The 202-nt window shown below is 67.8% G+C and carries 1 pseudogene; it reads right to left on the bottom strand.

The window, feature by feature from the left end:
* Nucleotides 1-202, bottom strand: a pseudogene (locus tag WA640_RS28720) (cellulose-binding protein); the annotation flags it as partial.

Here is a 202-nt window from a genome sequence, read left to right on the forward strand (position 1 = left end):
GACGACGGCGTCGTTGCCCTTGAAGGTGTCGGCGACGCCGGCCCAGAACTGCGGGGCGTACTGCGCGTCGGGCATCGGCTTCTGGCAGGTGGCGTGCTCATCGGTGCAGTGCCAGTCCGGTCCCGTGGTGTAGGCGCCCCAGGTCCAGTGCAGGTCGAGGATGACGTTGAGGCCGTTGGCGACCAGGAGATCGACGTAGTCC

Source organism: Glycomyces sp. MUSA5-2 (assembly GCF_037034145.1).
Classification (GTDB): domain Bacteria; phylum Actinomycetota; class Actinomycetes; order Mycobacteriales; family Micromonosporaceae; genus Glycomyces; species Glycomyces artemisiae.